Annotated in this window: 13 protein-coding genes; 10 read left to right on the top strand and 3 right to left on the bottom strand. The window is 38.6% G+C overall.

Going from position 1 to position 14120, the window contains the following annotated elements; translation table 11 throughout:
* Nucleotides 1–73 precede the first annotated feature (73 nt).
* The 7 genes from RE409_RS25700 to RE409_RS25670 all read left to right on the top strand — a co-directional run bounded on the left by RE409_RS25700 (nucleotide 74) and on the right by RE409_RS25670 (nucleotide 6322).
* The gene (locus RE409_RS25700; protein ID WP_201187280.1) at nucleotides 74–1195 is read left to right on the top strand and encodes a sensor histidine kinase; all 1122 of its coding nucleotides are present in this window, start codon (nucleotides 74–76) and stop codon (nucleotides 1193–1195) included.
* 12 nt (nucleotides 1196–1207) lie between these two features.
* Nucleotides 1208–1816: a response regulator transcription factor gene (locus RE409_RS25695; RefSeq protein WP_053348644.1), complete on the top strand. Its 609-nt coding sequence runs from the start codon at nucleotides 1208–1210 to the stop codon at nucleotides 1814–1816.
* Nucleotides 1817–1961: 145 nt separating this feature from the next.
* Nucleotides 1962–2483 (top strand): peptide-methionine (S)-S-oxide reductase MsrA, encoded by a 522-nt coding sequence (msrA, locus tag RE409_RS25690; protein WP_201222687.1) that lies wholly within the window; start codon nucleotides 1962–1964, stop codon nucleotides 2481–2483.
* A gap of 398 nt (nucleotides 2484–2881) precedes the next feature.
* On the top strand, nucleotides 2882–3577 hold the full coding sequence (locus tag RE409_RS25685) for a response regulator transcription factor (RefSeq protein ID WP_201222688.1): 696 nt from the start codon (nucleotides 2882–2884) through the stop codon (nucleotides 3575–3577).
* Nucleotides 3578–3624: 47 nt separating this feature from the next.
* On the top strand, nucleotides 3625–4929 hold the full coding sequence (locus tag RE409_RS25680; RefSeq protein WP_309558270.1) for a sensor histidine kinase: 1305 nt from the start codon (nucleotides 3625–3627) through the stop codon (nucleotides 4927–4929).
* Nucleotides 4930–4994: 65 nt separating this feature from the next.
* Nucleotides 4995–5543 carry a PepSY domain-containing protein gene (locus tag RE409_RS25675; RefSeq protein ID WP_201222695.1) on the top strand — a complete coding sequence of 183 codons (549 nt, stop codon included), beginning with the start codon at nucleotides 4995–4997 and terminating at the stop codon, nucleotides 5541–5543.
* Nucleotides 5544–5839: 296 nt separating this feature from the next.
* Nucleotides 5840–6322, top strand: coding sequence for a tetratricopeptide repeat protein (locus tag RE409_RS25670; RefSeq protein ID WP_397444146.1), 483 nt, complete (start codon nucleotides 5840–5842; stop codon nucleotides 6320–6322).
* Nucleotides 6323–6625: 303 nt separating this feature from the next.
* Here the strand turns inward: RE409_RS25670 and shc are convergent, their stop codons facing one another.
* The 3 genes from shc to RE409_RS25655 all read right to left on the bottom strand — a co-directional run bounded on the left by shc (nucleotide 6626) and on the right by RE409_RS25655 (nucleotide 11261).
* Complete coding sequence (gene shc, locus RE409_RS25665; protein WP_309558269.1) at nucleotides 6626–8524, bottom strand: squalene--hopene cyclase; 1899 nt, start codon at nucleotides 8522–8524, stop codon at nucleotides 6626–6628.
* Nucleotides 8525–8706: 182 nt separating this feature from the next.
* A complete protein-coding gene (locus tag RE409_RS25660) occupies nucleotides 8707–10362 on the bottom strand; it encodes a M14 family metallopeptidase (protein WP_309558268.1) in 1656 nt (551 codons plus the stop codon).
* 452 nt (nucleotides 10363–10814) lie between these two features.
* Nucleotides 10815–11261 (bottom strand): DUF1450 domain-containing protein, encoded by a 447-nt coding sequence (locus tag RE409_RS25655; RefSeq protein ID WP_207198793.1) that lies wholly within the window; start codon nucleotides 11259–11261, stop codon nucleotides 10815–10817.
* Between the two features lie 208 nt (nucleotides 11262–11469).
* On the opposite strand from RE409_RS25655, the gene RE409_RS25650 reads away from it, so the two are divergent.
* From RE409_RS25650 to RE409_RS25640, 3 genes are read left to right on the top strand one after another with little or no spacing between them, the layout of a single operon-like run.
* Nucleotides 11470–12420: an ABC transporter permease gene (locus RE409_RS25650; RefSeq protein WP_053348872.1), complete on the top strand. Its 951-nt coding sequence runs from the start codon at nucleotides 11470–11472 to the stop codon at nucleotides 12418–12420.
* On the top strand, nucleotides 12413–13360 hold the full coding sequence (locus RE409_RS25645) for an iron chelate uptake ABC transporter family permease subunit (RefSeq protein WP_053348652.1): 948 nt from the start codon (nucleotides 12413–12415) through the stop codon (nucleotides 13358–13360). Before RE409_RS25650 ends, RE409_RS25645 begins: the two co-directional genes overlap by 8 nt.
* On the top strand, nucleotides 13354–14112 hold the full coding sequence (locus RE409_RS25640; protein ID WP_201187265.1) for an iron ABC transporter ATP-binding protein: 759 nt from the start codon (nucleotides 13354–13356) through the stop codon (nucleotides 14110–14112). The genes RE409_RS25645 and RE409_RS25640 overlap by 7 nt, the downstream gene beginning before the upstream one ends.
* Nucleotides 14113–14120 lie beyond the last annotated feature (8 nt).

Below are 14120 nucleotides of genomic sequence, written 5' to 3'. Positions count from 1 at the left end.
CAATTTCCATTGGATGGTTTTTTGATAAAACACCTTAGTATATACTAGGAGAAAAAGAAAAAGAGGCAGCGCCATGCAAAGTTGGTATCATATCTTTCCGAAGAACACAGGGCTAAGCCCTTATGTCTGGATCATTTTTTGTATCCTCCCTTTTTATTTCATTTTCAAATCTTCATCTATGTTGGAGATTGTTTTTGGAATCGTCATGATCATTTTGTTTTTCATTTCATATGGCCTTTCATTCGTTTCAAAGGGATGGCCCGTATACGTTTGGACTGCGATACAAATAGTCATATCCATATCCATGACCATATTTTTCAGCTACATTTACTTTTCACTTTTTTTAGCATTCTTTATTGGGAATGTTCAAAATAAGGTTGGTTTTTTCGTATTATATTCGATTCAGTTATTAGCTACCATCGTGTCCGTCAATATTGGGTTCATCATGAAAGATCCTACCTTCTTTTCGCAATTTCCCTTTATGCTCATTTGTGTAGTAGGCGTGATTCTTCTTCCATTCAACACATATAATCGGAATAAACGGGATAGGCTGGAAGAACAACTGGAAGATGCGCATAAAAGAATATCCGAACTTGGCAAAATGGAAGAACGTCAGCGGATTGCTCGTGATTTACATGATACTCTTGGACAAAAACTTTCTTTGATTGGCTTGAAAAGTGACCTTGCTGGGAAATTGATTGATTTAAACCCGGATTCGGCTAAGAAGGAAATCAAGGATATCCGCCAAACGGCGAGGACGGCACTCAAAGAAGTACGGGAAATGGTGTCGGAAATGCGTGGGGCTAAGCTAAGCGATGAAATAATCCGGGTCAAGCAAATTTTGAAAGCGGCAGAGATAGAATTCAAATTGGAAGGAACCACGGAATTGCAAGATACCCCATTGCTTGTTGAAACGGTTTTAAGCATGTGCTTGAAAGAAGCTGTGACCAATATAGTCAAACATAGCTGTGCCGACTGCTGTAATATCGTTATAGAAGAATTAAAGACAGGAGTGACGATCAAAGTCCAAGATAATGGAGTGGGGCTTTCACACAAATCAGAGTTTTTTAAAGGCAATGGACTTCAAGGAATGAAAGAAAGGCTTGAATTCGTTAACGGCAGCCTAGATATTAAATCAACTGAAGGAACTACACTTTACATTAGGGTTCCGAATGCTATAAAAAATAATGAATAGGTGGGATTAACTTTGATTCGAATCGTTATTGCTGAAGACCAGCGGATGCTGCTTGGTGCGCTAGGTTCTATCCTTGATTTAGAAGAGGATATGGAAGTTGTCGGAAAAGCAAGCAATGGGGAAGAAGCAATGAATCTCGTAAATCGTTTAAAGCCGGATATCTGCATTACGGATATTGAAATGCCCGTTAAAACAGGCCTCGATGTAGCAGAAGAGATTAAGAGTCAGGGCCATCAATGCAAAGTCATCATTTTAACAACTTTTGCACGTCCTGGATATTTTGAAAGAGCCAGAAAGGCAGAAGTAGGTGGATATCTACTGAAGGATAGTCCAAGTGAGGAATTGGCAAACTCAATTAGAGTCATCATGGATGGTCGGCGCATATATGCTCCGGAGCTGGTGGATATGGCTTTTGAAGAAGAAAACCCGTTGACTGAACGAGAGAGTCAAGTGCTCAAATTGATTGCAGATGGTAAGAATACTAAGGAAATTGCCAGCCAACTTTATCTAACTAATGGAACGGTTCGTAATTATATTTCGGTCATTCTCGATAAATTGGATGTAAGCAATCGCGTTGAAGCGATAGTAAGATTCAAGGAAAAGGGTTGGTCAAAAGATTGATTTAGGGTTTGCCAAAGAGGCAGATCCTTTTTGGCACGATGACATGGCGGTTCCGCAAATTATAAAGAATCAAAAAAACATATGGTTGGGGTTAGGATATGATATATTAATTTTTATTCATAAGTATTGGAGGGAGATGACCATTATGCAAAAAGCTACATTTGCTGGAGGCTGTTTTTGGTGCATGGTGACACCATTTGAAGAACAACCTGGCATTGGAGGAATCGTATCCGGTTATACAGGTGGACAATTTGAAAACCCAACTTACGAGGAAGTGAAGACGGGAACTTCGGGCCATTATGAAGTCGTTGAAATTACTTTCGATCCTATGTTATTTCCTTATGAAAGACTGCTGGAATTGTATTGGCAGCAGATTGACCCAACCGATGATGGCGGTCAATTCCATGACAGAGGAAGCCAGTATCGCACGGCTATCTTCTATCATAATGAAACTCAAAAACAATTAGCTATTGAAACTAAGGAACAGGTAGCAGCTAGCGGTAAGTTCAAGAAACCTATAGTAACTGAAATCCTGCAGGCCCAAACCTTTTATCCGGCTGAAGAATATCATCAAGGCTATCATAAGAAGAACAAAGATGAGTACAAAGCGGACCGTGCGAAATCAGGACGCGATGAATTTATTGATCAACATTGGATTGGTAAATAAAAGAACAAAAGAACCGGATGTGTTTTCACATCCGGTTCTTTTTTCAATTTTGACTCTTTCTTCATGTAAGTATATTCGTTGTTAATAAGGGCGATCCAACAGAATTTCTAAAGATTCTTCTTTATCGGTAGTATATGGGACAGTTGGCGCGAAAAAATGACATAGAGCATAAGGCAGTGGATTGCTGGGAATCCGCCCCTATTAATTAAAGCTCTACAGTATCGATAGTTAAGGAACATAAAACAGGGAGGTCACCTCTCTTTAATCTGTAAAGATAGAAGCAGGGCTTTTTTTTCTCTATAGAATTGTTTTTGTCATACGATTTAACGAGAAGGGTTCAATTTCTCATGATATTTTCATTTTTCTTCAGTACACTAAGGGGTAGGTGGTGTTAAATAATGATTAAAAGAATTTTAATTATAGAAGATGAAGAAAAAATCGCGAGGGTCATACAGCTGGAACTGAACCATGAGGGTTATCAAACTGAATCGGCTTTTACCGGAAAAACAGGTCTGGAAAGGGCTGAAGCTGAAGAGTGGGATTTAATCTTATTAGATGTGATGCTACCCGAGTTGAATGGCATAGAAGTACTTAGGCGTTTTAGAAAAAAGAATGGTCACACACCAGTCATCCTCTTAACAGCCAGGGATGCAATACCTGATAAGGTGAACGGCCTGGACCATGGTGCGAATGATTATGTAACAAAACCATTTGAAATAGAAGAACTACTTGCCCGGATTCGTGCTTGTTTTCGGATGAATGTACAGGGGAGCCAATCAGAAGAAAAAGCGGATGACCTTAAGGTCCATGATCTGCAATTGAACCTTGGTACAAGGGACATTCTGAGGCAAGGTAAAAGGATCGAGCTGACTTCCCGCGAGTTCGACTTGCTAGTTTATCTTTTGCAAAATAAAAATCAAGTATTGTCGAGAGACCAAATCCTGACCCATGTATGGGGGTATGATTTTGTAGGGGATACGAATGTGGTTGATGTGTATATTCGTTATTTACGTAAAAAAATTGATTATCCTTTTGATTTGCAGCTCATACATACCTATCGAGGGGTAGGATATAGCTTGAAGGAGCCAGTATGAAGATCCGGACGAAAATCCAATGGTATTCTAGTCTTTTTTTAATCCTCATGCTGGTAGTGCTGAGTATCATCGTTTTAACCGCCTTTCTTTGGATTTCCGTTGAGAGGGAACAGGATATGCTTGAAAATCAGGCTTCGTTAATCGAAGAAAATGTCCAGGCGAAGGATCTATTCTCCGGCAATTCTAGCTTGGTAGAGCCATATACCCCAGACGATGGAATGGTACGAGTATTTAACACCGAAAGACGCTTGGTCAACATATTTACTGATGAAGAGGACCTCCAGGGGCTTATAATAAAATCCGTTAACGAGAAGGGATATGATTTTACCAAAGTCGACGGAGAGTATGTGTTAACCTACCGCTATCCTTATCCGGAAGAAGGTAAGCCGCTTGGAATGATTGAGGTCACCCAGGCACAGGACAGCCTTCTTGATAATTTATCAACACTTGCACTTGTGCTTGCTGGTTCATCCCTTTTTGTCATTCTTTTATCCATTTTTGCTGGCAAGTGGTTGGCAAATCTAATTCTTAAACCAATATCCATCATGAGCGGGACAATGATGGATATTGAGGAAAGTGGAGAATTCAAACGGATTCCGCTATCGGATCAATCAAAGGACGAACTACAGGTAATGGGAGTTTCATTCAACAGGATGATAGAAAGGCTAGAACGGAATTATAACCAACAGCAGCAATTCCTTTCAGACGCTTCACATGAGTTGAAAACACCGATTACGGTTATTGAAAGCTATTCCTCACTATTGAAACGCTGGGGAATGAAGGATGCAGCGATTCAGGAAGAGGCAGTGGAAGCGATCCATCATGAAGCCATCCGGATGAAAAAGTTGACGGAACATCTTCTACAGGCGGCTTCCCAATCGGAACCTTCAGTCGATATGGAGGAAAAAATCGAACTTATTTCATTTTGTGAACAGATTGCCCAAACGTTTAGACGGACTGGGAATCGTGAAATAAATATACAATCCGAGTTTAAGGAAATATATGCAATGATCATTTCCAGTAAGCTTGAACAGGTGTTGGTCATCCTATTGGACAATGCCATGAAATACAGTGAATCGGGTATAAAGATCTTGATTAATCAGCAGGGAAATGAAGTTTTTATTGGAGTGAAAGATCAAGGTGTAGGCATATCACCAGAACATCTGTTACATGTATTTGAACGCTTCTATCGTGTGGATTCATCGAGAGCAAGGAAAACGGGAGGCAATGGACTTGGTCTTTCCATTGCTCGATCAATTGTTAAGTCATTCGGCGGCAAATTGGAAATTCAAAGCGAAGTGGGAGAAGGAACGTCGGTGACGATTATTCTTTCTCATCAAATTCTAATCTAGCGTTCATGTTCGTTTCATGAAGGATTGTTATTCTTAAGGTAACAAATTAAAGGAGGAATTCATTCATGAAAAAGCAGTGGAGCATGATAAAACAAGGTATCATCCAAAAGAAAAAGGTAATAATGACGGTGTCCATAGCCTCTGTATTGCTTTTCGGTGGTGCTGCCGGAACGGCCGTATATGCAGTCAATAAGGGTGCGCTATCTGAAGACGAGGCTGTCAAAATGATTTCAGAAAAACTAGGTGGGGAAGTTACTCAATTTGAAAAAGATTGGGACCAGCCGATGACCTATGAGATGACCGTTAAAACGGAAGAAGGCTATCAAGACGTAGATGTGGATGCTGAAAAAGGAGAGATTCTTTCTCAGGAGATGGAAGACGATGATGATGAGGATATGAGCACTCAAAAAGCGGTGGAAACTGCCAAAATCAGTATGGATCAAGCTGAAAAGATTGCTTTGAAAAAGGTGGATGGCCAAATTACGGATGTAGAGCTGGATTCTGAGAATGGCATCCTTGTATACGAGCTGGAGATAAACCAGGGACAAAAGGAATATGACGTAGTAGTTGATGCTACTACGGGGAAAGTATTAAAAACCGAATTGGATGATTAATCGAATATCAAGACCAAAAGTTGTTTCGAATACGTAACATTTATTGTTAATAACCTTGCTGAAATGATTATCAAAGACTAAAAAGGATTTGCCATGGGGCAGATCCTTTTTTTGTTAGTAATCTAAATACTTACAAAATCCATTAAAAGAATAGTTGATACAGTATCTGGTCAGTCATATTAGTTTTTTTCTTATAAATGACCAATGGCAATATCCGTTTCGAAATTAAGAAGGAATTAAAGGGTTCCTCCAGAATAAGGGACATAAAGATCTTTATCCAATAGGGGGGAATGAGAGTGAAGAATTTAGAAGCGGCGCTATCGTTACGGTGTAAGAAAGAGTTTGAGAAATCAAATCAACTTTTAATGGAACTCGCAAAGAAAAATCCCGAGGATGCTGTAATTCAGTATCAATGTGCCTGGAGTTTGGATATTCTTGGGCTTGAGTCACAGGCTGTGCCCTATTATGAAACAGCACTCACATTGGGTTTATTAGAGGAGGATGCTAAAGGTGCATATTTAGGGTTGGGGAGTACATATCGTACCATTGGAGAATATGAAAAATCAAAACGAACATTAGAAACAGGGCTGAGCAAGTTTCCTGAGGACAAGGCTTTAATAGTATTTAGAGCAATGGCATTCTATAATTTAGGACATCATAATTTGGCAATGGAATCTTTACTGAAAATTATTGCGGAAACTTCTAAGGATCATGCAATCCAGTCATATGCAAAGGCAATAGAATTCTATAGCGATAAACTTGATACAGTTTGGAAGTGAAAAATAATAAAACAGTGAGGATTCATCCCCAAATTATCCACAAAACCTTAAGAAGACAAGTAATCCAGAGCTTGTGTGCATACTTTCGGACAAATAAATTGGCAAAATACATAAGAATGAATGTTACTCACAGCAATTGTGGATAATAATTTGTTTATATAATGCTTCGGGTCAATTTATTGGATAATTATATGTGGATAACCTTAAAATGTGGATAACTGTACTTTTATGTGCCACCCTTTTCCACAAGTAATCCACATATTCATCTTTTTATGACGAAAAAAGCGCCGACACACACAGCGCTTAAACATTCATGAACTTATTTCTGTAGTGACTTAAGGCCAAAAGCGGATAAATATAGCGATAGCTGTGATAATGGATATACGATAAATTTGCCAGTGCCTGACCTACAGGATAGTCATTGGTCCAGCTTTCTTTTTGGGCTTCACGAATGAGATAGGTGATGCCTTTTTCGATTTCAGGTGTCGGTTTTTCGGATGCTGAAATCAACGCATCCACAGCCCAAGCTGTATGGGTCAGGGTGCTGGTCCCGAGAGGCATATAATGTTGCTTGATGTCACTGTAACAAGATTCTCCCCAGCCTCCATCTTTATTTTGAACTTTCTTTAACCAGGCCAAAGCTTTTTGGATAACTGGGTGTTCAGAGGATTGCCCAGCTGCCTTAAGGCCAGTCAGTGCAGACCATGTGCCATATAGGTAGCAAATTCCCCAGCGTCCGTACCAAGATCCGTCGCGCTCCTGGTCTTTCAAGAGCCAATCTACGGCTTTTTTGCTGACTTTCTCAGGTTTCTTCAAATTTGTATAGTTCCCTAAAAATTCAAGTGTTCTTCCTGTTAAATCAGCGGTCGATGGGTCAGTTAGGAAATATTTAGCTCCTTCGAAAGGGGTAAGGTGTAACCATTTATGATCGTTATTTCTTTCGAATGCAGGAAATCCGCCATCATCATTTTGCATGGAAATCGTGAAGGCGACACCACGCTGCCAGCTGTTCTGATTATCTGGGTTTGTTTGCAATTGACCGGCAAGCGCCCGTAGTGAAGCAGTCGTATCATCTACATCTGGATTCATTGTGTTCAAATCTGAGAAACCCCAGCCACCTGGAACCGCGTTAGGGTTATGAACCAACCAATCACCATACATATAATGCTGACGGGAAAGTAAATACTGATTTGCGGCTTTAACAGTTTGATCTTTGGAAGGCAATCCTGCTTCTTGCAAAGCATAGCTGATTAAGGAGGTATTCCAAACATGGGCTGTTGTAAATTGGATATGAGTGTAACCATCAACTGAACAGGCCATCCCCTTCAGACCGGCAACTGCTTTTAGGATCACGGGATCTTTTTTCGAATAGCCGGTTGAGAGAAGTGCAAAGATCATGAAAAAGGTAGAAACAAAATAATTGTAAAGTGTTCCGTCGGGCTCTAGCCGGTCGAGCATATATCTTTTCGTTGACTCTAGGGCCAAGGAATGCAAATAATCTGGATAACCAATTAAGGTTTTGACACCTGTTTGAAGTTTGGAAAAGAAAGAGCGGTATTCGTCCGTTCGATATTCCTCCCACACATATTCTTCAGTACGTTCCTCCCGCGTTTGATATAAATCTTTTAAACTAGGAGCGTTCGAGGACTTAATCTGATACTTTTTATTTCCAAGCAGAAGCATGGGGATCATGTTAACTCTCCCATATACGGAAAAGTCATAAATGCTGATGAAAAAGGTTGGCGGCAGTAATATAACCTCGAGTGGGATCGGGAATAGAGGCGGCCATTTATATTGGCCAGTGACGGTGAGCATCATTTTAGTTAGCGTATTGGCCTGTTTGATTCCGCCGTTAGAAAGAATGAATTGTTTGGCCTTTCTCATATGGGGATCTTGTTTTTTCCGTTGGCCGCTATATAGAAGACCATAGTAAGCTTCAATTGTGACCGAGAGATTGCCTTCCTTTTCATCATGGAAAAGTTTCCAAGAACCGTTTTCTGTTTGTCTGCTTTCAATCCTTTTTACTAAGGCCTCTATAAGTGGAGCATCTTCTATGTCTAAAATTTTTAGTAAAATAATCATATAGGCATCAGCTGTTATCCCAGTGTCAAAGGGATAGTTCCAAGATCCATCTGCTGATTGGTCTTGCTTTAAGCGATAAACAAGTCGGTTAATTTCCAATTGTACATGTTGGTGGTTCAAAGGTGTTCCCCCCTCCTAAACACATTGTCCGTTTATATATATATTCAAAAGTTTTTGCTGCATTCAAGAAAGACGACTGAATGGTGTCAGAAATTCTGCTAATGCTTAAAGATGGAATAAAAAATAAAACGCTTCGGCAAGGAAAGCTGCCAAAGCGTTTTTTAGATAGTAGTGGAGATTTATTATTTAACTGGTAATGCTGATTGTTGCATGTAGCGGTAAATCGGAAGTTCTCCGCCCTTAACAGCGGGAATGAAATTGAATGTCACATAGCTGTCTATGCCCTCAGGTTCGAGTGCGAGGGAAATGAAGTTAGCATCAGGCTGGTCCATGTTAAATACATAGCTTCCTCTCGGGAATTCCTGTTTTTTCGCTGATACATTGGTCGTCACTTCTTTGGTTGTATGTCCGCTTTCAAGTGTAGTGGACACTTTCAAATCCTTTACTTTGTAACTTTCCACAGATAATTTTACAGGTTTTTTTAGTTTTTTCACCTGCACTCCCAATAACTGAAGTTTTTTTGCAATATCTTCATATTCAGGTGGGAGGATATAAGCTGTTGGTCGATCTCTAACAAGGGTAGGGTAGGCATCGGTAGAATCCAGCCAATCGATAGGCGTATCGACCTTTTTGGACTTTGCTAAATCAACTACTGTTAACTTTTGATTTTTTATCAATTTATTTTCGCTGGTGATGACAATTTTATCATGATCATTTGCCTTTCTCCCTTTTTTCACCACTTCATTTTCGGCCTGCTTGACCACCTTTTTTACTGTACTGGCTTGATCAGCTGTCGTTTTAATGAAGGCCGCCTGAGCTGTAGCTTGTGCATAAACACGACGTTTGAAGTCAGTACGACCGATATTGATACCCCTTGTTTCAATTAAATAGGTCATCGTATTTTTCAATCCGAGAGCGTTGCGACCGATGCGGGCTTCTGTGCTTCCTTCAGTAGCGGTAAGAATTCCAGCATCAGAAGTATCAAGTGTATAGTAATCATGATAGGAAAGCTTTTCTTTTTCCAATGTTTTAAAAACATTAGGCAAAAGTAGTTCGTCGGATGCTTTTCGAAGCTGTTCCGGAATATTTAAATTTTTTGCTGAAGAAATGAGCAGATCATAGGAAGCGATGGATCCATTTGCGCCAACCTTCTTAAGGGGAGCGGGGTTCACTGTATATTCATGTACATCAAGAATGACTTCAGGCTCATAATCATTGATGGTTTGATGAATAGTCTGTACCTCAGGATACTCCACTTTTAAATAGTCTCGATTCGCATCCATGTCATTAGAGGTAAACCGTTTAAAATAATAGGAGCCATCTGGATTTACACGTGGAACGATGGCAATGTTCACTTTATCGAGGACATCACCAAGTTTTCCTTCAGCAAGCCATTGGGCAATAACTAATGTAGATTCACCAGAGGCGGGTTCATTGCCATGAATCTGACCTTGAATCCAAATCAACGGTTTCTTAGTATCCTTTTTCAGCTTTTTTGAATCCTTGCTGAAAAGGAGCATCGGGATATCGCGTCCTTCTGTAGATTGACCAATCGTCTTAATTTGGATGTTTTTACTTTTGTGGGATAGTTTTTTGATATAAGCTATCATTTCTTCTTGGCTTGTAAAGGCAATCTTGTCATGTTGAAAGGCAGGAGTATTGAAGGTAACTTTAGGGTCTGGGAAAAGGTAGGAGAGATTTTCTGGCTGAATGTAGCTAGGACCCTTGCCATAATAAGGGGTAAATTCATCTGCCTGAGCCGTGGAGCTTAGGCCGGGCAATCCAGTGATAAGACTAAGAGAGACAACAGAAACAATCGTTGGTATGATCTTTTTCACAGACATCCTCCTAATTAATCTTTTTTCCATAAATTATCACATATAATACTAGAAAAATAGCATAAACTTTGAAAATAGTAAAAAACAGGAAGTATCTACTAGGTTGATAAAGGGCGTTCTATGGCTAGGTGCCCAGAAGTAGTTATGTATTCTGCTACTCCTCATAAATCACAATGTAAAACCTAAATCAAAGAAATGAAGACGAAACAACAATAAGAGAGCTCCAGCCGTGAAACAGTAGAGCAGGATCTTGTTTCATCCCGACTGCAATGGCTGATACAGCTAATCCTTTTATGCACTCCTATAATTTTATGCACTCCTATAATATAGAAGGAATAGGAGTTATAGAGGTTTTTTTCTACACGGTTTTCTTCATTATAATTTTAGGGATATAGTTAAAGTCTCTACAATAAAATAAGGACCAAAGCAATTTGAAGTTGCTTGGCCCGTATTTATTTTAATATGTTTTGTAACTGGTTTAAAAGATCTTGTGTATTTTCCCCACTCATAATCTGCCCGTTTACTTTAGCATAGGGTGTCTTATTACAAAGTTTACATTCACTTAAACATTCATATTCTTTATATTGAATTCGGGGGTTCGTCAAGAACTTTCCAAACACAGCGAGTGTTTGCTCATTAAGGAAACGGTCAAGATTATTTTGACAAAATTCAATCTGGATTTTCTCTTTTTTGGTGAACATTTTAGAAAGAAAGGTTTTCATCATATCGCTACTTTCATTGGAAGAGTAAATATATGTTATTTTGATTTTATCACTTAATGTTGCGAAATGCATGGTTTGAAAGAATTTAATACACAAGAACTTTATATAGATTGTGTGAACAAGAACGGATACAATTTCCAATTTATCAAAGTAATTCGCTTGTATATGTTGACACATGTCAAAGGAATGGTAGAATAGAAATGAATACGATATTGATAATGAATCTCATTATCAAAAAAAGGAAAACATGTGCAGTTATTGTAGCTCGTGGGTCTTATTTTTATTAAAGATAGATAAAAACTTAATAATAGTCTTTATTCAGACATTTTTAATTAAAAATATTATCACTGTGTTTTTACTGATATAGGAAGAGTAGGAAATGAAGATGAAGATAAGATATTTAGTCATGGCGTTAATTGTTTTATCATTTACCTCATTATTCATTGGAGTAAAAGATATTACGCCACTCGATTTATTAGATTTAAGTGATGATAAAGTGCAAATTATGCTGCAAAGCCGTTTTCCTAGAATGGTAACTATTGTAATTGCTGGGGTGGTTATGAGCATCAGTGGCTTAATCATGCAGCAATTGAGTAGAAATAAATTTGTATCACCAACAACTGCCGGTACGATGGATTCTGCAAGGTTGGGTCTTCTTCTTGCTATTATCATTTTTCCATCCGCAGCACTTATTGAGAAAATGGCATTCGCATTCATATTCGCTTTGGCAGGCACTTTCTTGTTCATGAAAATTCTTGATCAAGTTAAATACAAGGATACGATTTTCATTCCATTGGTTGGTTTGATGTTCGGTAATATCGTCGGATCTATTTCAACTTTCTTTGCTTATAAATATGATTTGATTCAAAGTCTCAACACATGGATGAATGGTGATTTCTCGATGATTATGTCGGGAAGATATGAACTAATATACATAAGTATCCCTTTGGTCATTCTCGCATACTTCTTTGCTAATAAATTCACTGTGGCAGGGATGGGTGAGGAGTTTGCTATCAATCTTGGACTCAATTATAAATTTGTAGTCAATTTTGGATTGGTAATCGTAGCATTATCCTCTACCGTCGTCTTGTTAACGGTGGGAACAATTCCTTTTATAGGACTGATTGTACCTAATATTGTTTCACTTTACCTTGGTGATAATTTGAAGAAGAGTCTTTCTCATACAGCATTGCTAGGGGCTGTGTTCCTATTGATCTGCGATATTCTGGGTCGGATTATCATTTATCCATTTGAAATTCCGATAGGTCTCGTAGTTGGTGTAATAGGAAGCGCCGTATTTATCTATCTGATAATGAGGAGAAAGGCATATGAATAATAAAGGAAAAATCATTTTACTAGCTGTTGTTGCAACTGTTTTAACGGCAGGTTATATCTTTTGGGATCTTGGCCCGAATTGGGATTATGCACTTCCAAGAAGGGTTATCAAAATTATCGCCATCATTGTAGTTGGTTGTGCGATTGCCTTCGCAACAGTAGTTTTCCAGACAGTAACAAATAATAAAATTTTAACACCAAGCATTTTAGGATTAGATTCTATGTATATGCTGATTCAAACAGGAGTCATCTTCCTGTTCGGTTCAACACATGTCATGATTTTAAATAAAAATCTAAATTTTCTGGTTACTTTGACAGCTATGCTTATTTTCTCCAGTCTGCTGTTCAAGTTCATGTTCAAGCAAAATCGAAATATATATTTTCTCTTGCTGATAGGCATCATATTCGGAACATTATTCGGCAGTATGTCATCATTTATGCAGGTATTGATTGACCCGAATGAATTTCAAATCATTCAAAATAAAATGTTTGCGAGTTTTAACAATGTCAATACGGACTTATTGACGTTAGCTATTGTCCTTATGATAGCAGTAATCGTATATTTTATGAGATTTTTGAAGTATTTAGATGTCATGTCCTTAGGGAGAGACCAAGCCATCAACTTAGGTGTGGATTATGATTTTGTAACGAAACGGGTATTAATCGTTGTCACGATTTTAATCTCCATTTCAACAGCCCTGATAGGTCCTATCACATTCCTCGGCTTACTTGTTGCCAATGTGGCGTATCAATTTATTAAGTCTTATCAGCACAAACATATCCTTCCAGGTGCGATGCTGATTAGTGTGATTGCCTTGGTCGGCGGCCAATTCATAGTTGAGAGAATCTTCACCTTCTCTACAACTTTGAGTGTCATTATCAACTTTGTTGGCGGTGTCTATTTCATCTATCTTCTATTAAAGGAGAATAAGTCATGGTAGAAGTGAAAAGTTTATTCAAAAAATATAATAATAAAACGGTTGTCGAAGATGTATCCATTGAAATTACCAAAGGAAAAATCACTTCTTTCATCGGCCCTAATGGTGCGGGGAAAAGTACGGTTCTTTCGATGATCAGCCGACTCATTACTAAAGATTCAGGGGAAGTCCTGATTGATGGTAAAGACATGGGGAAATTCAACAGCAATGAGCTTGCGAAAAAAATCGCCATTTTAAAGCAAGCTAACCACATTAATATCCGATTGACGATTCGTGAACTCGTCGCCTTTGGTCGATTCCCTTATTCACAAGGGAAATTGACTAAAGAGGATTGGAAATATGTCGATGAAGCGATTGAATATATGGAACTTGAGAATATGCAGGATAAGTTTCTTGACCAGCTTAGCGGGGGCCAACAACAACGGGCCTTCATTGCAATGGTAATTGCACAAAATACAGAGTATGTACTTCTTGACGAACCTTTGAACAATTTGGACATGAAGCATTCTGTCCAAATCATGAAGGTATTAAGAAGGTTGGCTGATGAATTAGGGAAAACAGTCATTATCGTCATTCATGATATTAATTTTGCATCCTGTTATTCCGACTATATTGTTGCATTGAAGGATGGAAAGGTTGTCCAAAATGGACCTACCGAACAAGTCATTAATTCCAATGTATTAAAGGAAATCTATGATATGGATATTGAGATTCAAAATATCAATGATAATAAGATCTGCGTGTACTTTACTTAGGAACTATG

It is taken from the genome of Peribacillus sp. R9-11 (assembly GCF_031345095.1).
Classification (GTDB): Bacteria; Bacillota; Bacilli; order Bacillales; family DSM-1321; genus Peribacillus; species Peribacillus butanolivorans.
This window is presented reverse-complemented; position numbering and strand designations above follow the sequence as displayed.